Source organism: Pseudomonas alliivorans (assembly GCF_017826695.1).
GTDB lineage: Bacteria > Pseudomonadota > Gammaproteobacteria > Pseudomonadales > Pseudomonadaceae > Aquipseudomonas > Aquipseudomonas alliivorans.
Genome location: NZ_JAFFZW010000008.1, coordinates 114783 through 132766, shown reverse-complemented (window position 1 = coordinate 132766; position 17984 = coordinate 114783). Strand labels below are relative to the sequence as shown.

Here is a 17984-nt window from a genome sequence, read left to right as displayed (position 1 = left end):
GCATTCTTTTTGATTTTTTCAGGAACGACGAGGCTCCCCGTGACCGTCTTGGCGGGCATCGGTGAAACTCCGGATGCAGAGAATCGGTTCAGCTATGAAGGCGACAATGATAGGACGCTAACTAGTTTACGAAAAGGGCTTTCCTTGACATGGATCATTGCAGATTTGGTAACAGTGCTTTAAGGCACTATTTTTAACCTGTGATGCGGGCCCTGCCGCACACCTGGCCCTTTCCGATGTCCGATGGGTCGGCTAAGGTGCGCACCTTCCTGTATTGCACCCACTCACGGGTTTCAAGGTTTGACATGACAACACCCAATACCGACCCGCTGCACGGCGTCACGCTGGAACAGATTCTCACCGTCCTGGTCGAGCACTATGAGTGGTCGGGCCTGGCCGAACGCATCGACATTCGCTGCTTCAAGAGCGACCCGAGCATCAAGTCCAGCCTGACGTTTCTGCGCAAGACGCCGTGGGCTCGGGAGAAAGTGGAAGGTCTGTACAAAAAGCTGCACCGCAGCAAAGGCTGGTAATCAACGCATGGCAGGGAGGCTGATATCCAAGGAAGCACACCGATGCACAGTCACCACCTGCCTCGTTCCCAACGGCAGCGTTACATCCTCTTGCTGGCTGCCTGTCTGGGTTGGGCGGGGCTTGCGATTCAGCTGTATCTGATTTTGATTGGCCGCTGGATGGATCAGGCGAGCCTGTTGGGAGGACTGGTCCGGTTCTTCAGTTTCTTCACCGTGCTCACCAATACGCTGGTGGCGGTCGCGTTGAGTTGTGCGCTCAGTGGGCGGCAGTCGGCAGGGCATCGGTTCTTTCGCGATCCGGTGGTGTGCAGCGGCATCGCGGTGAGCATCGCCGTGGTCGGTATTGCCTACAACATCCTGTTGCGCCATCTATGGCACCCGCAAGGCTGGCAATTCGTCGCCGACGAATTACTGCATGACGTGATGCCGCTGACGTTTCTGGCGTACTGGTGGCGGTGCGTGCCCAAGGGGCTGTTGCGCGTTAAGCATGTGTTTTTGTGGGCGCTGTACCCGATTGTGTACTTCGCCTACATCCTGCTGCGCGGCGACGTGGTCGGCGACTACATGTACCCCTTCATCGATATCGGCACGATTGGCTTCACCAAAGCCTTCATCAACGCTCTGGGTGTGTTGCTGGGGTTCGTGGTGATCGCATTGATGCTGGTGGAGGTGGATCGCCGGGCGTCGCGTCGCCAGAAGTGAGGCGCGGCATGGTCTGGCGCAGCCGAGGGCGCCAGACCCTCGAGATTCAAGCCTCTTCGCCGTCCAGCTTCCAGTAGCCGGCGGCCTTGACGAACGCTTCGTCGAGCCCGAATTCTTCCAGCAATACCCGGCGCAGTTTGCGAGACAGGCCGGATTCTGTCGCCACCCAGGCGTAGAGCTTGCCCTCGGGCATTTCCAGACGGCGGGTGACATCAATCAGGCTCTGCTCGCCTCGGACGATCCAAATCACATCGACCTGTGCCGCGCTCTGGAATACCTGCTGTTCCTGCTCGTTGGCCACCTCGACCACCACCAGCGCAGCACGGTTGGCAGGCAGCGATTCCAGACGACGGGCGATGGCCGGAATGGCGGTTTCATCGCCAATCAGCAAGTAACTGTCGAACATGTCCGGTACCACCATCGAACCTTTCGGACCGGCAATGTGCAGGCACTGTCCCGGTTCAGCCTGGGCTGCCCAGGTAGCGGCCGGGCCTTCGCCATGCAGCACGAAATCGATATCCAGCTCGCCGGTGGCTTCGTCGTAGCGACGCGGTGTGTAGTCGCGCATGGGGGGACGTGGTGCGTCCTTGTCGCTGGCAGGCGTCAGGGTTTCCAGGGCCTCTTGTTCCTGAGGCGTGCGCGGGAAGAACAGTTTGACGTGGTCGTCGGTGCCCAGGCTGATGAAGCCGCTCAGCTCAGGGCCGTGCAGGGTAATGCGCCGCATCAGCGGCGTCAGTTGGGTCACGCGCAGCACGGTGAGCTTGCGACGTTTGATCTCATGCATGACGCGGTGGATCGATTGTTCCTGAGTTTGTTCGGAAATCATTGAGACGGCTCCGAGGCTGATTGCGGCCCATCGACGATGGCCTTGGCGGTGTTGTTCAACAGGTCGCGGACCCGAATGATTTCCTCCGGGCTCCAGCGACCATCGTGCATGTGCATCGCGTGGCGCAGGTTATGAACTGCTTCGTGGATTTCCGGCGGTCGGTCATGCCCGCGCAGCGAACGCTTGCTGACCTCGATACGGGTGCGTACGCCGTCCAGTGCAACGGCCTGCTCCAGCAGGGACGCGCGGCCGGGATCGGTCACGGTGTAAAGCTTCTTGCCGGCCTGGGCGTCGCCGAGAATCAACTCGCTTTCTTCCAGAAAGGTCAGGGTCGGGTAGATCACGCCAGGGCTCGGGCAGTAGGCGCCGTCGAACAGGCCTTCAATCTTGCGGATCAGGTCATAGCCGTGGGAAGGCTGCTCGGCGATCAGCGCCAGCAGCAGTAATTTCAGATCGCCCGGAGCAAATACACGCGGGCCACGTCCACCGCGTTCACGGCCGGGACGTTTCTCAAAACCGTCGCGGTCTTCACGCACATGGTGGGGGCGGGGGTGGGGGTGATGAGCGTCATCACGCATAGTCTTCATCTCTCTCTGTACACGTTAGATATACCTTAAGATATATCTAAATTGCGTTGCAAGAGATGATGACGAACGGTAACGAGGTCACGTTCTGGTGTTTTGAGCGGTAGACGGCGAGTTGCACATCGCCTTGCCGTGGTCTTCCAGGTAAGGAGTCAATAGTGGCGCCATGCCCTTGAGCACCTGCACCGGCAGTGCCGAGGTGAAGCGAAAGCCTTCGGCGGCACGGCCTGGAACGAAAGCCGTCAGCGTGCCGAAATGGTTGTCGCCGATGTAAAACACGAATGTCGCCGTACGGTTGACGGCCCGCGAACTGAGGATGCGTCCGCCTGCGCCGATGCTCTCGATACGGTTATCGCCGGTGCCGGTCTTGCCGCCCATCGCCAGCACGCTGCCATCCTGCATTTTGAAAGTGCCCTGCACGCGTTTTGCCGTACCGCCGTCCACCACTTGCGACAACGCCTCGCGCATGGCTGCGGCCACTTCGGACGGCAGCACTCGCTCACCCAGTTCCGGATTGACGGTCAGTTCGGTTTCGTAGGGCGTGTCGGCAGCAAAATGCAGGCTGTCGATGCGTACTGCAGGCAGACGGATGCCATCGTTCTGGATGATGCCGATCAACTCTGCCAGCGCGGCCGGACGATCACCGGAGCTGCCGATGGCAGTTGCCAGCGAAGGCACCAGATGATCGAACGGATAACCCACGCGCTGCCAGCGTTGCTCGATGTCCAGAAACGCTTCGACCTCCATCATCGTGCGGATGCGGCTGTCGCGCGCACCTTTGTGCCGACTCTTGAACAACCAGCCATAGACTTCCTGGCGCTCGAAACGGCTGGCGGCCACGGCGTCCTTGAACTGCGCGTCGGGATGCTTGAGCAGATAGCCCACCAGCCACAGGTCCAGCGGATGCACCCGCGCGATGTAGCCTTGATCGGGCAGGTCATACGCGCCGGGGGCGTAACTGTCATACAGATCCGCCAGACGCTTTTCAGTCAGTTTCGACGTCGTTCTCGGGTCTTCCAGGTGCGCACGAACGAAGGCATTGAAGGTCGTGCGGTCGGCACCCGGCAACAGGTAACGATGCACGGCAGCCAGGCGAATGGCAGTGGGGTGGATGCCATCCAGAAAAGTGTCCAGGCGTTCCTGAGTGGTCTTGTCCTTGTAGCGCTTCCAGAAACGCAGCAGGAACACGGTGCCTTCGCGATCGGCGAACTGGCTCAGGTATTCCTGACGACGCGGGTTGTCGTCGTCCTTGAGCAACGCCGCGCTGTTGCTGGGTGCCTGATAGGTGCTGTAGCGCACCACATCGCGCATCAGACGAATGAACGGCAGGTTGATCGACTCGCGCAGCGATTCGCGCAAGGTCGGGATGCGTCCGTCGTCTTCGTGTCTGAAGTTGTTGAAACGATGCATGCCGCCGCCAGTGAAGAACGCTTCTCCAGGGCTGGCCGAGTAGGTACGATCCAGCGCCGCCGCGAGCATCTTCGACAGATCGTGATCCTTGTTCTGCAGCAGATAATCCACCGACCAGCGGGTCAGGCGATCCGGTTCTTCAATCGGTACTTTTCGCAATTGCGCAACGCTCATGTCGGCGTAACGCCCGTGCAGTTCGGCGATGATTTCCAGATAGGTAGTGAGCACGCGCATCTTGGCGGTCGAGCCCAGTTCCAGCTTGCTGCCCTCGTTGATGTCGAAGGGCTGGTCGGTGCTGTCGGTCTGTACCCTGACCCTGGAGCCATCCGCGCCGCGTTCGAAAAGCGTAAAGCTATAACGCACCTGCGCAGTGCTGGCCGGGGACAGCAGCCGTTCGCCCATCAGCCCCATGCTGCGGGCGAACTCCGGGTCGGCCAGATCACGCAGGTATTGGCTGACCTGAGTCTGCAACTGCCCGTGCAGGGTGCTGGTGGCCGACAGGTCTAGACGGTCCAGATCATAGAGCGGTCGATTCAGCAGGTTCGACAGACGGGTACGCGCAACGCTGATGCCCTTGTTGGTTTCGATAGGTTGAATCGTCGGCTGCTGCACCCAGTCGCGGTAGGTGACTGTCGTCGCCAGCGCGGCATCGGCGAGGGACTGATCAATGACATTGGCCTGCGCCAGCAAACGGATATGGCTGTCGGTGAGCTCTGCCAGTTCCAGCCTTCCCTTGGCCAGGTAATGGGAAGGTCGACGCTGGGCAATCACCAGCGACAGCACCTCACGCAGGGCCAGCGCTTTCTCGTTCAGGCCTTTCCTGTCGGCAGGACTGGACGCGAGTATTTCGTTGGTTCTGGCAAAGTCCGCACCGAACCAGACCCGCAGCCCCTCAGCCAGGCCGTGTACCTCGCCATGACCGGGCACGGCTGACAACGGCACGCTATTGAGGTAATCCCGGACTACATGCTGGCGCGCTTCCAGCGTTTGCGCGCCGGGCTGATAGGCGCGGACGCTGGCGGAGATCATCTGCCGGATCTTCTCCGAGCCCGACTGCGTCAGCCCATCCGGCGAGTGACGGTACTTTTCCAACTGCGTGGCCAGCGTACTGCCGCCTGCCGACTGGCCGGGCAGCGACAGCATTCTCGCGATCTGCGACCACGCCGCCTTGGCGAAGCGTGGCCAGTCCACTGCCGGATTGGCCAGCGGCTGCTGCGGGTCGAGCAGGTCGCGGTTCTCGATGAACAGCAGACTGTGAACGACCACCGGCGGAATGTCGGCAAAGGCTGGATAAAACTGCTGTGGATAGCGGAACTCATACAGCGGCGCGCCCCGGCAGTCGGTGATCGACAGCCCCGCCTGAATCTTTTCCTGATAAGGCACAAAGAAACCGCGCTGGCTGTAACGCATCAGCTCGGGGGAAAAGCGCGCCTGTCGGGTGATCACGTAATCGCGCTTCAGCAGACGCGGCAGAAATTCATCCAGCGAGGAATACCCCAGACGTTTGTCGAAAGGCCCGTCACCCGGGTACACGACATCCGTGCTCGGTCCAGGCTGCACCGAGTAACTGAGGCTGGCGGCAAAACGGCTGAACTCCCGGGCCTGAAGCCTGGAACTGCGGCTTTCGACCGCCACCGCTGCGCCGAGCGCTACACCTCCCAATGCCACGACCACCCAGAACACCCGCCATCCGTAACGTTTACGAGGGGAATGCTTCGGCGCGCGTGGGTCATCCTGACGGTCAGCGGAAATCACATCTTGCCTGCTATCGGAATGCCTTAATACGCCCATAGTCGATGGCCCGTCACCCTGTTAACGCACCTGAGACAAGCTTAGACGCTGGGCGGGATTGCAGGAGAAATTGTCGGGAGGAATTTAGAGAGCTTCGCAGGCGTTGAGAGGCGGTCAGCCAAATCCCGGTCGATGTAAACCAGAGCTGATTGACGTGCGTTATATAGTTAAAGTTTGCCAGTTATTAGTGTGTAGGACGTTTCCTTAAAGTTGTTTTAGGTGTTGATCTTCGGCGACTCAACTGATTACGTCCAGGCCGTCAGTGGCAATGATGCCCGGCATGAATTAATGGATTGAAGTTGAGGTTAAAGATGAATATCAATAAAAACGCTGCATGCCGTCTGCTGTTGTCTGGACTGTTTCTGGCGGTGTCCTGCCATGCGCTTGCACAGGGTGAAAGTAGGGTTGCAGATGTTATGCCGGATGCTCCACAGGCAACATCGGCGCTGCGTGCGGAAGCTCCAGGTGTCGTCGTACTCTCCGATAAGATTCACGAGATCAGTCAGATGCTGGAGAGTAATTCGGCGGTCCATCAGTACAGCTTTACCGCAATTCGTGGTCAGGATGTATTGCTGACGACGCCCGGCAGTCAATACGACAAACTATGGAAAGTTGAATATCAAATTGACGGTGCCGCGTGGAAGCCTAAACCCTATGCAGGCGCTCAAAAGATATCGGGCTTGAACCCCGGCTCTCAGGTCAACGTCCGCGTCCTCGCCGTTGAGGGGGTCAAATTTGCGAGCACTGAATACAGGATCGTGTTCGGGTCGTTTCCTCACATGAATTACGACCTGCTCAACGAGAAGGGCATTTTGCCGATTTCAGCTTTTCAGCAGTACCTAGAAGGATTTCTTGCGACTCAGGCGTTCAAAGAGGCGACGCTGGAGGCGACTTTTACCGACAGCAAGGCGTATCCGTTGGAGGGTGGTCAGCTGGACTTTTCACTGACTACGGGCACCGGAGAGGAGGTGAGAGACGTTTTCTCATCTGATAAAAATGGAAAAATATCAGAGTTGATAGAGTTCAAACGCTGCGAAGGTGGACGGCTCGCAGACAGTATCTATGAAAATGTCGACAAGACAAGACTCACGTGGAGTACGCGTTACGAGAGGGGACACTATAAGGCTAACAATATTTTGACAGGGCAGTTGGAAGACAGGGCCCACGAATTTAAGCTAGGGCATTTGTGCAAGCGCTGGCTAACCAATTTGCATACAAGACCTTAACTTCTAGGGTAGGGCGCCTCCGCTTGCCTGCGGAGCGCCCTTTTTGAAATACCTAAGCGTAGGTGTTGATCAGGGAGTTTCCATTCTTCTCGTCATGCTCCTTTACTTGCTTCATCCATCCTTCAATCATGCTGTGCGGGTCTGTGAGTGCTTTGCCAAGATCAATAATGTGCTGAAAGTTTAAAAGGCTCAGGTTGGTTTTTCCTGAAAAGTGTTTGGGGTCGTGGTCAACAAGACTCATTATAAGCTTCGCACCTTGTCGTACCGAGTTTTTGAAGTCGGCGCCGGAATTGATGGCTCCGGTCAACCACTTCAAGTCGTCATCGCTCAGACTTTTTCCAGTGTCCAGTATTTTGATCTCCGCGTCGTCGCCAAGAGTGAAACTGAAGCTTTTCTCTGCCAGGTCAGGTCGCGCATCTAAAATCTGTTCTTTGAAGTGGCAAAAAAATGAATACTGGTTGCTGAGTTCAATGCTGGCCTCCATGCTCGCAAAAATTAAATACTGATCTTTAGTCATCTCGCGCAGTTCGTTTTTTATTGTGTCGTCCCCGTAATTGACAAACTTTCCCTTCCAAGGCTCTTCCTCCCTCGTGTAAAACTCTTTCGCAAAAGCTTCTTTCTTTTCCTGATCCGTTAATGCATTGGAAGGGAGGTCGGTCGGCAGAGGCGCAAGCGTCTGCCGCGGTGTTTGAGACGGTATGTAATATGGAATAGCGCTGTTGATATTCATGTCTCGCTCCTTGCTGAATGGATGACGCTTCCTGTGATAACGGCCGTCAGGGTAAAAGCTTGGCCTGATAACCTCGTAGGGCATTTCCGATGCGACGTTTTGTTGTGAAGCCTTTCTCGAATCAAGCGTGAACATCCACCCGTGCGCCCTCCACGACCTCGCGTTTCGGGGCATTACGTTCGATCTGGTAAATGATGGTGTCCATAAAGTTACCGATGGTGTTGCGGCTGAATACCTGGCCGTAATCGATGACCTTGCTGAAACTCTCCAGATTGAGTGTGTGCTCTGTGCCGAATTTTTCCGGGTAATGGTCCAGCAGCGTCATGATGCTTTTTGCATTGTTAACCAGCGCATCCTTGAGTGGCTGACGCTTGTTGAGCTCCTCGGTGAGGTAGGTGTGCTCGGCGGGCGTCAATACACCGTCCGGGTCGGTCACCTTGATGTGCTCATCGAAGCCTAGCGTGAAACCATAGTGTTTGTTGGCAAGCTCCGGGTTCAAATAGGAAAGCTGCTGTTTGAAGTCATGAAAGTCGTCGAACATTCTGCAGACGGATGTTTGAAACCTCTCGATTTCCTCGTTCAGAAATTCTTGTCGATCATGTTCAAAAAATGTATCGGAACTATGCGTCAGATAGTTTCCCATAGTGCCTTGGGCTTTTTTAGTCAGCCAAGGCGTTTTTTCGTAATGGTAAAACTCTTCATTCGGGTCGCGTGCAGCCTTGGGCGGCAGCATCAGATGTTTTGGCGAAACAGAGAGGGGGACGATATCCCCACTTAAATCTTCGACCGTTCTGTTCTGTAACGGTCTTTCAGACGTTAGCGGATTTACATGGTTTGTCACGGTGTTGATATTCAAGGCATTACCCTCCCGTTGAGTTCATACCGGATAACGGCCATGTCCAGAAAAACTTGGCCTGATAAAGCAGTAGGAAACTTCCGAGAGGGTTGTCGAGTGTGATGCTGTTCTCAGGTGGGTAACAGGCGGGGCGCTTTGTCGAAGCGTTTGTTCAGCTCGAGTCCGTTAGCCATGAGCATCATTAATCCCAATCCGATCATTGCGGTGGTCACTTGCATCGGCCAGGTGTCACCCGCCAGTGCGTTGGCCATGTCGGCCAGCGGTGCCAACAGTACGCCCAGACAAAAGACTTCCAGTGAGTAGCGGCCCATGCGGCAGGTCTGGCGGGCGGGCCAGTTTTCAAGCCAGGTGCTGGTGGCGGGCAGCAGGCGGGCAACCACATAGACCAGCGCCAGGAAGTGCAGCAGGCGAACCGGTGCCAGGTCGGTCTTGCTGATGGGGTAGAAGGTTTCCAGTTGCAGCGTCGACACCAGTGCTGTGTGCAGGCCCGGCCATTTTTCGCTGAACGTCAGTGCGCCTGCGATCAGCACATAAACGGCAGATACGACGAATAGCGGTTGCCGATGCAGCGGGCGCCGTTCCTTGGCGACGTGCGTTTCAGCCCGCAGTGCACAGGCGCCACCGAGCACGAACAGCAACTGCCAGGCGACCGGGTTGAAGTACCAGACGCCACCGCCTTCGTAGGCGCGCAGGTTCCAGCCAAACAGCGGCACCATCATGTACAGCGCAATGGACAGCCCTACTGCCAGTTCCAGCTTGCGCAGCATCAAAGGCAGGATCAGTGGCAAGGCAAGCAGCAGTACGATGTAGAGTGGCAAGGGGTCGGTCAGGTTGGGTTTGAAGCGCAGCAGGAGCTCATCGGCCAATGCTTGTTGTGGATTGCCGACAAAATATTCGAGGCCCATCTGCTGCACCATGTCGCGGGTTTCGACGTGGTTGTTGGCGACGAAAACGATGCCCATCAGCAGGGTCAGCAGAAAGATGTGCACGACGTAAAGCACCCAGGTGCGCCGCAGGATCCGCACGCCTGCAACCAGCAGGCCTTCGCGTCGGGCAATGCGCCCGTAGGCCAGGATGGCCGCGTAGCCCGCCAGAAACACAAAGATTTCGGCCGCGTCGCTGAAGCCGAAGTTGCGCACGGTCAGTTGGGCCAGAGGGTTGTCCGGCACGTGATCCCAGAAGATGAAGATCAGCGCCAGGCCTCGAAAAAAGTCGATTCGATGATCGCGTCCGTTAGTCATAACGGTGGACTCTTGAAAGTTGCTAATAAGATGGGCCATACAGGGCTGAGGTTCCGCGCCGCCAGTCTGTCTGTCTCGGCGGCGCGGCAGGGTGGCGTTAAATCATGGCAATTGCAAAATCAGGCTATTACAGAATGTCTCCAGACCGAGCCTCACGCCACTTCATCGGCTGGCTCGAAGCTGTCGGCACGGGCCATGCGCCACATCCGTGAATAGAAGCTGTCGTCTTGCACGCCGTTGAGCAATTGCCCGGGTTGCAGGAAGACGTGGGTTTGCGAAAACAGTTTGATTTCCGTGGCTGACATGCGTCGTACCAGGTGTTTGGCTTCCAGTTGCGAGGGGTGGTCGAGGCCTGCTGCCGCAAGCATTTCGGCCAGACCCTTGAGGGTGTTGCGATGGAAGTTGTACACCCGCTCGGCCTTGTCCGGCACCACCAGCGCGCGCTGACGCAGCGCGTCCTGAGTCGCAACTCCGGTCGGGCATTTGTTGGTGTGGCAACTTTGTGACTGGATGCAACCGATGGCGAACATGAAGCCCCTTGCGGAGTTCGCCCAGTCAGCGCCAATCGCCAGCACACTGGCAATATCGAAAGCACTGACGATCTTGCCGCTGGCACCCAGGCGGATCTGCTCGCGCAGATTCAGGCCAACCAGCGTGTTATGCACGAACAGCAGTGCTTCACGCATCGGTGTGCCCATGTGATCGGTGAATTCGACCGGCGCGGCACCGGTTCCGCCCTCGGTACCGTCGACGACGATGAAGTCCGGGTAGATTCCGGTGTCGAGCATGGCCTTGGCGATGCCCATGAATTCCCACGGATGGCCCAGACAGAACTTGAAGCCAACCGGTTTGCCGCCCGACAACTCACGCAACTGTGCGATGAACTGCATCAGCTCGAAAGGCGTGGAGAACGCGCTGTGCCGGGACGGCGAAATGCAATCCTCGCCCATCGGGATACCTCGGGTATCGGCGATCTCCTGAGTCACCTTGTGCTTGGGCAGGATGCCGCCATGACCGGGTTTTGCTCCCTGGCTCATCTTGATCTCGATCATGCGCACCTGCGGATTGCTCGCCTGCGCCGCGAACTTCTCGGGATCGAAGCGGCCATCCGCTGTGCGACAACCGAAATAGCCGCTGCCCAGCTCCCAGGTCAGGTCGCCGCCATGTTCGCGGTGATAAGGGCTGATGCTGCCTTCACCAGTGTCGTGGGCAAAGTTGCCCTGTTTGGCGCCTTTGTTGAGTGCTCGGATGGCGTTGGCACTGAGCGAGCCGAAGCTCATGGCCGAGATGTTGAAGATCGATGCCGAATAGGGCTGCGAACACTGCGGGCCGCCGATCAATACACGAAAGCTGTTGGGATCGCTCAACGGGGCTGGGCGCATGGAGTGGCCGATGAATTCGAAACCGGTCTGATAGACATCGATCAGCGTGCCGAAAGGCTTGTCGGCCGATTCGTTTTTGGCACGCGAATACACCAGCGAGCGCTGTGCCCGCGAGAAGGGCAGGGCGTCGCTGTCGGATTCGAGCAGGTACTGGCGGATTTCGGGGCGTATCGCTTCGACGGCGTAGCGAATGTTGCCCAGGATCGGGTAGTTGCGGCGAACCGAGTGCGGCGACTGCAGCAGGTCGATGATGCCCACGACGCTCAGCATTGCGGTCAGCAGCGTGAACGGCCACAGCCACTCGTGGTGCCAGAACGGCAGGCTGAACAGCGTGAAAAGTACGCATCCGACGAAAACGGCATAACGACTGAGTAGCGAGAGGCTCATACGACATCCTTGGACTAATGGCGGTTTTCTGCGCTGGGCGCCCCGTCTTTGCCTGCGGTTACGGCTTGCAGGACTGCGGGGCTGCCGGAGAGTTTACGTCCCGGCCTGCTCGCAGAACGAGTCGGCAGGGAGCACCACTGAAATGTAGCGGGTTGCCGCTATGGGTGTGAGCAGTAAATGAAGCGCGGGTGATTGCTTTTGCCTGTGTCGCAGCGTTCGTTCAGCTTTCCAGCAGCCGGGGCTTGAGATGTCGCAGGCGTTCGGTGGCTGCATACACTTCTTCACGACCTTCCAGGCTGGTCCAGCGTAGATGCTGGATGAGGGCCTGCTCTTTGGGGTTGAGCGCGACGAAACCGGGTTCGTCTTCCTTGTGCATGAAGCTGTCGCGAGGTGCTGTGGGGGTGCTGGCCTTGATCACGTCCTGCAAGGCGTTCTGCAGCATCGAGACATAACCCAGCAGCATCGAAGGGTTGCACATGACATCAGTCTTGTTGACATAACCATCGAGCAATCGCAGTGAATCACGGGCCTCGATCAAGCGTTCATAAGCATGTGAGGGCAGGTCGTAGTGGGGGGTGTCAGGCATGAAAATCCTACTGGCTTTTTTATTGTTCCATCGGCGCTTGAGGGTCCATCCGATGCCACCGATGTTGCAGATGCGCGCCGAACCTTAGCGTCAAGCGGCAGCCCGATCAAGCCCGCCGATGGAGCGAATCGACAGGAATCATTATCATCCGGAAATTCCGTTATGTTACTGTATAACGCTTAAATCACATGCTTGACCGGAGGCATCCATGAAACCCGATATCCATCCCGCATACCGCACCGTGCTGTTCCATGACACCGCAGCCGACGTCTACTTTCTGATCGGTTCGACAGTGGATACAGAGCGCACCCACCAGCACACCGACGGCAATACTTACCCCTACGTGGCGCTCGACGTGTCCAGCGCATCGCACCCGATGTACACCGGCCAGCAACGCAAGACCACCAGCGAAGGCCGGATCGCAGGTTTCAACAAGCGTTTCGCCACCTTTGGTTCCGGCACCAGGAAAGACGCTTCTACAGGTCAATGATCCATCACCCGTCCCGGTCAGGGGCCATCCGTACAGGATTGCCCATGACCGGGATTTTTTTTGCCGGGATTGAGGGTTGCGACCACTCGTCCTCTGGACTATTGGCGGGAATTGCTTTTATCTTCGCGGCCTGAAAAACAGGAGTACCCGCTTTGAAAAAGTCAGTGGCCATCATTTTCGGTGGGCAATCCAGCGAACACGAAGTTTCGTTGCAGTCCGCGCGCAATGTGATCAATGCGATTGATCGTGGAAGCTATGAGCTGACCCTGATCGGCATCGACAAACTGGGCAACTGGTTGTGGTTCGACGAAGGCGATTACCTGCTCAATCCGGACGACCCGGCAAGAATCAGCCTGAGCACTGCGGGCAAGCGTCTGGCACTGTTGCCGGGCAGCGCTGACGGTCAGTTCGTCGAGGTTGAAACCGGTAAGCAACTGGCGCGTATCGAGGTGGTGTTTCCGCTGATTCATGGTGCCTTTGGCGAAGATGGCTCGCTGCAAGGCCTGCTGCGCCTGCTGGCGATTCCGTTTGTAGGCCCTGACGTGCTCGGCTCGGCCGCCTGCATGGACAAGGACGTGACCAAGCGTCTGTTGCGCGATGCCGGGATTGCCGTCGCGCCGTTTGTCGTGCTGACCCGCGGCCAGACCGTCCACTTTACCGACGTGGCCAGTCAGCTGGGTTTGCCGATGTTCGTCAAACCGGCCAGCCAGGGTTCTTCGGTGGGCGTCAGCAAGGTCATGGACGAAGCCGGTTTCCAGGCTGCTCTGGCGCTGGGTTTCCAGTTCGACCACAAACTGTTGATCGAACAGGGCATTGTGGGGCGTGAAGTGGAATGCGCTGTGCTGGGCAACCGCGATCCGCAGGTCAGCGTGTGCGGTGAGGTGGTTGCCAATGATGAGTTCTATGCCTACGACACCAAATACCTCAACGGCGATCAGGCACGTATTGCGATTCCGGCAGAGCTGGCTACGGATCTGAGCGATGAGGTGCGCAATGTCGCGCTGACCGCCTACAAGGTGCTTGGCTGTGCAGGGCTGTCTCGGGTCGATTTCTTCGTCACCGAGGCGCGCGACATCATCATCAACGAGGTGAACACCATTCCCGGTTTCACCTCCATCAGCATGTACCCCAAGTTGTGGCAGGCCAGCGGTCTTTCCTACGCCGGGCTGATTGATCGGCTGATCACGCTGGCGCTGGAGCGCGCCGACGAGTCGCGACTGCTGAAGACGGATATCTTTGCATGAAGCTCATCACTATTGCGGCAGCCTTGCTGATCGCTGCGGATGGCAAGACCCTGCTGGTGCGCAAACGCGGCACCCAGGCGTTCATGCAGCCGGGCGGCAAGATAGAACCTGGCGAAGCCGCAGCCGTGGCATTGGCCAGGGAACTGAAAGAAGAGCTGGGGTTGGTCATTGATCCGCAACAGGCCGCTTTCCTCGGTGAGTTCACCGCACCTGCGGCCAATGAACCTGGCTTTGAGGTTCATTGCCATTTGTTCGAGGTGATGACCGACGCGCAGGCGGTGCCCGCTGCCGAGATTGAGGAAGTGATCTGGATCGGCACGCAGACTGACGTGGAGCTGCACCTGGCTCCGCTGACCCGCGACCTCATTCTGCCGCTCTACAGGCAGCGGCAGGCCCAGGTCGTCTGAGTTGCAGGCAGGGTGTCAGCGAACCGCGCTGACACCGTCCAGCGTCGAGAATGAAGTGTCCTTGGCGGTCAGCAGAAAATCGCGCATGTAAGGGGCGTCCAGCATGTCGGCGCGGATACCGGCGTAAAGCGTTGCGAACAATCCCTTCTCACCAAGCCGCTTGCCTTTGACATAGCCGCGCGAGCTGTACTCGTGCAGCGCCCAGTGGGGCATGCCGCACACGCCACGTCCGCTGGCGACCAGTTGCATCATCATCACGGTCAGTTCCGAAGTCCTCACTTGCGCGGGCTCGATGTCGGCTGGTTCGAGAAAACGCGTGAAGATATCCAGCCGGTCGCGTTCAACCGGATACGTGATCAGCGTTTCAGTCAACAGGTCTTCAGGAACCACGTAGGGTCTGCTCGCCAGCGCATGCTGATTGGCAACCGCGAGCATTGCTTCGTAGGTGAACAGCGGCACGTAGGTAATGCCGGGCAACTCCAGCGGGTCCGAAGTCACGACCAGATCCAGATCGCCACGGGCCAGCGCAGGCAGCGGAGCGAACGAGAAGCCCGAGGACAGATCCAGCTCCACCTCCGGCCAGGCATCACGGAACTGGTCGATGGTTGGCATCAGCCACTGAAAACAGCTGTGGCATTCGATGGCCATGTGCAGGCGGCCCGCGGTGCCGCCCGCAAGCCGTGCGATGTCCCGTTCGGCACCGCGAAGCTGGGGCAGCAGCGAATCTGCCAGTTGCAGCAGGCGCAGACCGGCACTGGTGAACCGAACCGGTTTGGTCTTGCGCACGAACAGCGGCATGCCCATGCGCTCTTCCAGTTCCTTGAACTGGTGTGAGAGTGCCGACTGGGTCAGGTGCAGGCGTTCGGCCGCTTCTACAAGGCTGTCAGCTTCACGCAGGGCGTGGAGCGTTTTGAGGTGGCGTATCTCAAGCACGGTCAGTGCTCCATGAATAGTATTTGTGATCAACACGAAAAAAATGAGTTTGTCTCATGATGCTTCGGCTGTCGACAATAGCACCATCTTTTATGGAGGACGCCTCATGGCTCTGGCACACACCCCTGACTCGCTGCGCATCGGCGCTGATCGTGAATTGCAACAGGCTCTGCGGGCGTGCTGGCAGCGTGATGAATCCTCTCCGCACACGCCAGACCAGTGGATGGCGGATCAGTTTTCGTCGCTGATTCCTCATCTGGTTAAGGACCAGCGTTTCCAGCCGGATTGGGAGCTGCTGCTCAAGGATGCTCAGGAAGCCGAAGCGCAGGGTCACAAAACTTCTGTCATCGGTCCGCTGACGTACCTCTGGTTCGCTCGGGCAGAAGAGGGCCTGGACAAGCTCGACCTGCTGGAACGACTGTTGCCTGCCTACGGCGAGATTTTCGGTCGACTGGCTGCCAGAGGTGTCGAGTGGGTGCAGATCGATGAGCCGATCCTGACCCTGGACCTGCCGCTGGAATGGCGCAATGCGTTTGAGCGCGCGTACCACATCCTTCAATACTCACCGATGAAGAAACTGGTCGCGACCTACCGTGGCGACCTTAAGGACAACCTTGGCGTAGCCGCCTTGTTGCCGGTTACCGGCCTGCACATCGACAGCGTCAGCGTGCCTGAGCAGCTGGCGCCGGTGTTTGATCGCCTGCCGGTCTACAAAGTCCTTTCCCTCGGCAGCGCCAGCGATCAGGTCGAGCTGGTTCAGGAGGCGCGTGCCCGGTTTGGCGATAACCTGCTGCTGGCCTGTGCCTGATCGGGTTTGCTCAGGCCCGTAAACGACCGTTGAGCACCCTTCATCAAATTGTCACGTAACTGTGGCAGCGCGCTTTGTAAAACATCATCAGACTCGCGGCCTACTGGGGATCTGTTTTTTGGTGTTTTTTCATGCGGGTTTTACTTTTTCTGGCCGCGCTTTTGTGCGGCTTGCCGTCTTTTGCGGCCGATCAATGCAGTGTTGATGTTCCTGTGCAAATGGCCGACCTCAAGGACGTCCGGATTGCCTACCAGAGTATCGGCAGTGAGTCCGACCCTGCCTTGCTGCTGGTCATGGGGCTGGGCGGGCAATTGATTCACTGGCCTGATGAAGTCGTGGTTGCGCTCTGTCAGCAGGGCTATCGCGTGATTCGTTACGACAACCGTGATGTCGGTCTGTCGACCTGGGTGCAACAGCCTGCCGATGCCAACCTTACCTATGAAGTGCTGCGCTACAAGCTGGGCCTGCCGGTGTCCGCGCCTTACTCGCTGACCGACATGGCCGACGATGCGCTGGGCCTGATGGATGTGTTGCAGATTCGGCAGTTCCACGTGCTCGGTGCCAGCATGGGCGGGATGATTGCCCAGCATCTGGCTGATCTTGCGCCTTCGCGGGTCGAGAGCATGACGCTGATCATGACCAGTTCCGGCGCGCAGGGTCTGCCGATGCCCAGCGCAGCGTTGATGCAATTGCTGGCCCGCCGTGGTGCGCCGAACCGCGAGATGGCCATCGAACAACAGGCCGACCTGCTGGCGGCATTGGGCAGCCCGGAGGTCAAGGATGATCGGGCGCAACTGCTGCATCAGGCTGCCGTGTCCTATGACCGGGCGTTCAACCCTGAGGGCGTCAAGCGTCAGATCATGGCGATTCTGGCAGAGCCTAGTCGTGTCGAACTGCTCAACCGCCTGCGCTTGCCGGTGCTTGTGGTGCACGGCACGGCTGACCCGCTGCTGCCGGTAATGCATGGCGTGCATGTCGCGGCGCATATTCAGGGCAGTCAGTTGCGATTGATCCCAGGGCTTGCGCACCGTTTTCAAGAGGCGTTCAAGGCGCCTCTGCTCGGCGCCGTGCTGCCTTACCTGAAGGCGCAGCACGAAGACGGTCGCAGCCTGGCCCAGTTGTAAAACCCGGCACGGTTGAAAGGGATGGGCAGAAGTGTATCGTGTGGTTTTTGCCGATTGAGCGAGGGCCTGCATGAGCACTGCACTGAAAATCGATTTCGTTTCCGACGTTTCCTGCCCTTGGTGTGTCATCGGTCTGCGAGCGCTGGACAAGGCGCTGGCTGAACTGGGCGATGAAGTACAGGCACAGATCCATTTCCAGCCGTTCGAGCTGAACCCGAACATGCCGGCCGAAGGGCAGGACATCAAGGAACACATCGCCGAAAAGTATGGTTCGACACCCGCACAGATCGAAGGCATCCACGACACCATCCGCGAGCGCGGTGCCGAGCAGGGCTTTGTCTTCGCTCAGGGCGAGCGGCGTATTTACAACACGTTCGACGCCCATCGTCTGCTGCACTGGGCCGAGCTTGAAGGCAAGCAGCATGCCTTGAAAGACGCACTGTTCGAAGCGTATTTCAGCGATCTTAAAGATCCTTCCAATCACCAGACACTGGCAGATGTGGCGCAGAAAGTGGGTCTGGACCGCGTGCGCGCTCAAGCCGTTCTGGATAATAACGAATACGCGAGCGAGGTACGCGAGGCCGAACAGCTCTGGACCTCACGCGGCGTCAGCTCGGTGCCGACCATCGTGTTCAACGACCAGTACGCCGTTTCGGGCGGTCAGCCGGTGGATGTGTTTGTCAGCGCGATTCGGCAGATTGTCAGCGAAGCGAAATAAGAAAAT

General features: G+C 58.1%; 18 protein-coding genes. 9 read left to right on the top strand and 9 right to left on the bottom strand.

Annotation, left to right across the window (positions count from 1 at the left end; all coding sequences use genetic code 11):
• The first annotated feature begins 305 nt into the window (after window positions 1–305).
• Entirely contained in the window at window positions 306–533 is a 228-nt protein-coding gene (locus JTJ32_RS20065) for a VF530 family protein (protein ID WP_122462503.1), read from the top strand.
• A gap of 42 nt (window positions 534–575) precedes the next feature.
• Window positions 576–1235: a Pr6Pr family membrane protein gene (locus tag JTJ32_RS20060; RefSeq protein ID WP_099226138.1), complete on the top strand. Its 660-nt coding sequence runs from the start codon at window positions 576–578 to the stop codon at window positions 1233–1235.
• Window positions 1236–1281: 46 nt separating this feature from the next.
• Here the strand turns inward: JTJ32_RS20060 and JTJ32_RS20055 are convergent, their stop codons facing one another.
• From JTJ32_RS20055 to JTJ32_RS20045, 3 genes are all read right to left on the bottom strand, one after another.
• Window positions 1282–2061 carry a siderophore-interacting protein gene (locus JTJ32_RS20055; protein ID WP_184320883.1) on the bottom strand — a complete coding sequence of 260 codons (780 nt, stop codon included), beginning with the start codon at window positions 2059–2061 and terminating at the stop codon, window positions 1282–1284.
• The gene (locus JTJ32_RS20050; protein WP_099226136.1) at window positions 2058–2648 is read right to left on the bottom strand and encodes a PadR family transcriptional regulator; all 591 of its coding nucleotides are present in this window, start codon (window positions 2646–2648) and stop codon (window positions 2058–2060) included. The genes JTJ32_RS20055 and JTJ32_RS20050 overlap by 4 nt, the downstream gene beginning before the upstream one ends.
• A gap of 78 nt (window positions 2649–2726) precedes the next feature.
• On the bottom strand, window positions 2727–5846 hold the full coding sequence (locus JTJ32_RS20045) for a transglycosylase domain-containing protein (protein WP_210043066.1): 3120 nt from the start codon (window positions 5844–5846) through the stop codon (window positions 2727–2729).
• Window positions 5847–6157: 311 nt separating this feature from the next.
• On the opposite strand from JTJ32_RS20045, the gene JTJ32_RS20040 reads away from it, so the two are divergent.
• A complete protein-coding gene (locus JTJ32_RS20040) occupies window positions 6158–7072 on the top strand; it encodes a hypothetical protein (protein WP_210043065.1) in 915 nt (304 codons plus the stop codon).
• A gap of 52 nt (window positions 7073–7124) precedes the next feature.
• Here JTJ32_RS20040 and JTJ32_RS20035 read toward each other — a convergent pair whose 3' ends face one another.
• The 5 genes from JTJ32_RS20035 to JTJ32_RS20015 all read right to left on the bottom strand — a co-directional run bounded on the left by JTJ32_RS20035 (window position 7125) and on the right by JTJ32_RS20015 (window position 12254).
• Entirely contained in the window at window positions 7125–7802 is a 678-nt protein-coding gene (locus JTJ32_RS20035) for a hypothetical protein (protein ID WP_210043064.1), read from the bottom strand.
• A 121-nt stretch (window positions 7803–7923) separates the two neighbouring features.
• Window positions 7924–8535 carry a hypothetical protein gene (locus JTJ32_RS20030; protein ID WP_210043133.1) on the bottom strand — a complete coding sequence of 204 codons (612 nt, stop codon included), beginning with the start codon at window positions 8533–8535 and terminating at the stop codon, window positions 7924–7926.
• A gap of 233 nt (window positions 8536–8768) precedes the next feature.
• On the bottom strand, window positions 8769–9899 hold the full coding sequence (locus JTJ32_RS20025; protein ID WP_099226132.1) for an OpgC domain-containing protein: 1131 nt from the start codon (window positions 9897–9899) through the stop codon (window positions 8769–8771).
• A 152-nt stretch (window positions 9900–10051) separates the two neighbouring features.
• Entirely contained in the window at window positions 10052–11668 is a 1617-nt protein-coding gene (locus JTJ32_RS20020) for an FMN-binding glutamate synthase family protein (RefSeq protein ID WP_099226131.1), read from the bottom strand.
• A 220-nt stretch (window positions 11669–11888) separates the two neighbouring features.
• On the bottom strand, window positions 11889–12254 hold the full coding sequence (locus JTJ32_RS20015) for a hypothetical protein (protein ID WP_099226130.1): 366 nt from the start codon (window positions 12252–12254) through the stop codon (window positions 11889–11891).
• 208 nt (window positions 12255–12462) lie between these two features.
• Between JTJ32_RS20015 and JTJ32_RS20010 the strand changes: the two genes are divergently transcribed.
• The 3 genes from JTJ32_RS20010 (at window position 12463) to JTJ32_RS20000 (ending at window position 14395) form a co-directional block, all read left to right on the top strand.
• A complete protein-coding gene (locus tag JTJ32_RS20010; protein ID WP_099226129.1) occupies window positions 12463–12744 on the top strand; it encodes a type B 50S ribosomal protein L31 in 282 nt (93 codons plus the stop codon).
• Window positions 12745–12896: 152 nt separating this feature from the next.
• Window positions 12897–13988, top strand: coding sequence for a D-alanine--D-alanine ligase (gene ddlA / locus JTJ32_RS20005; protein WP_210043063.1), 1092 nt, complete (start codon window positions 12897–12899; stop codon window positions 13986–13988).
• On the top strand, window positions 13985–14395 hold the full coding sequence (locus tag JTJ32_RS20000) for an NUDIX hydrolase (RefSeq protein ID WP_210043062.1): 411 nt from the start codon (window positions 13985–13987) through the stop codon (window positions 14393–14395). The genes ddlA and JTJ32_RS20000 overlap by 4 nt, the downstream gene beginning before the upstream one ends.
• A gap of 15 nt (window positions 14396–14410) precedes the next feature.
• Here JTJ32_RS20000 and metR read toward each other — a convergent pair whose 3' ends face one another.
• Window positions 14411–15328, bottom strand: coding sequence for a transcriptional regulator MetR (metR, locus tag JTJ32_RS19995; protein ID WP_099226126.1), 918 nt, complete (start codon window positions 15326–15328; stop codon window positions 14411–14413).
• Between the two features lie 106 nt (window positions 15329–15434).
• On the opposite strand from metR, the gene JTJ32_RS19990 reads away from it, so the two are divergent.
• The 3 genes from JTJ32_RS19990 to JTJ32_RS19980 all read left to right on the top strand — a co-directional run bounded on the left by JTJ32_RS19990 (window position 15435) and on the right by JTJ32_RS19980 (window position 17978).
• On the top strand, window positions 15435–16136 hold the full coding sequence (locus tag JTJ32_RS19990; RefSeq protein ID WP_210043061.1) for a uroporphyrinogen decarboxylase/cobalamine-independent methonine synthase family protein: 702 nt from the start codon (window positions 15435–15437) through the stop codon (window positions 16134–16136).
• A 131-nt stretch (window positions 16137–16267) separates the two neighbouring features.
• Window positions 16268–17260 carry an alpha/beta fold hydrolase gene (locus tag JTJ32_RS19985; RefSeq protein WP_210043060.1) on the top strand — a complete coding sequence of 331 codons (993 nt, stop codon included), beginning with the start codon at window positions 16268–16270 and terminating at the stop codon, window positions 17258–17260.
• A 70-nt stretch (window positions 17261–17330) separates the two neighbouring features.
• Entirely contained in the window at window positions 17331–17978 is a 648-nt protein-coding gene (locus JTJ32_RS19980) for a DsbA family oxidoreductase (protein WP_099226123.1), read from the top strand.
• Window positions 17979–17984 lie beyond the last annotated feature (6 nt).

Coding starts and splice junctions, on each gene's coding strand:
- JTJ32_RS19985 (WP_210043060.1), top strand. CDS start 16,268: ATGCGGGTTTTACTTTTTCTGGCCGCGCTTTTGTGCGGCTTGCCGTCT.
- JTJ32_RS20020 (WP_099226131.1), bottom strand. CDS start 11,668: ATGAGCCTCTCGCTACTCAGTCGTTATGCCGTTTTCGTCGGATGCGTA.
- JTJ32_RS20040 (WP_210043065.1), top strand. CDS start 6,158: ATGAATATCAATAAAAACGCTGCATGCCGTCTGCTGTTGTCTGGACTG.
- JTJ32_RS20030 (WP_210043133.1), bottom strand. CDS start 8,535: ATGCTGCCGCCCAAGGCTGCACGCGACCCGAATGAAGAGTTTTACCAT.
- JTJ32_RS20015 (WP_099226130.1), bottom strand. CDS start 12,254: ATGCCTGACACCCCCCACTACGACCTGCCCTCACATGCTTATGAACGC.
- JTJ32_RS20000 (WP_210043062.1), top strand. CDS start 13,985: ATGAAGCTCATCACTATTGCGGCAGCCTTGCTGATCGCTGCGGATGGC.
- JTJ32_RS20010 (WP_099226129.1), top strand. CDS start 12,463: ATGAAACCCGATATCCATCCCGCATACCGCACCGTGCTGTTCCATGAC.
- JTJ32_RS20050 (WP_099226136.1), bottom strand. CDS start 2,648: ATGAAGACTATGCGTGATGACGCTCATCACCCCCACCCCCGCCCCCAC.
- JTJ32_RS20055 (WP_184320883.1), bottom strand. CDS start 2,061: ATGATTTCCGAACAAACTCAGGAACAATCGATCCACCGCGTCATGCAT.
- JTJ32_RS20045 (WP_210043066.1), bottom strand. CDS start 5,846: ATGGGCGTATTAAGGCATTCCGATAGCAGGCAAGATGTGATTTCCGCT.
- JTJ32_RS20025 (WP_099226132.1), bottom strand. CDS start 9,899: ATGACTAACGGACGCGATCATCGAATCGACTTTTTTCGAGGCCTGGCG.
- JTJ32_RS19990 (WP_210043061.1), top strand. CDS start 15,435: ATGGCTCTGGCACACACCCCTGACTCGCTGCGCATCGGCGCTGATCGT.
- JTJ32_RS20035 (WP_210043064.1), bottom strand. CDS start 7,802: ATGAATATCAACAGCGCTATTCCATATTACATACCGTCTCAAACACCG.
- JTJ32_RS20060 (WP_099226138.1), top strand. CDS start 576: ATGCACAGTCACCACCTGCCTCGTTCCCAACGGCAGCGTTACATCCTC.
- JTJ32_RS19980 (WP_099226123.1), top strand. CDS start 17,331: ATGAGCACTGCACTGAAAATCGATTTCGTTTCCGACGTTTCCTGCCCT.
- JTJ32_RS20065 (WP_122462503.1), top strand. CDS start 306: ATGACAACACCCAATACCGACCCGCTGCACGGCGTCACGCTGGAACAG.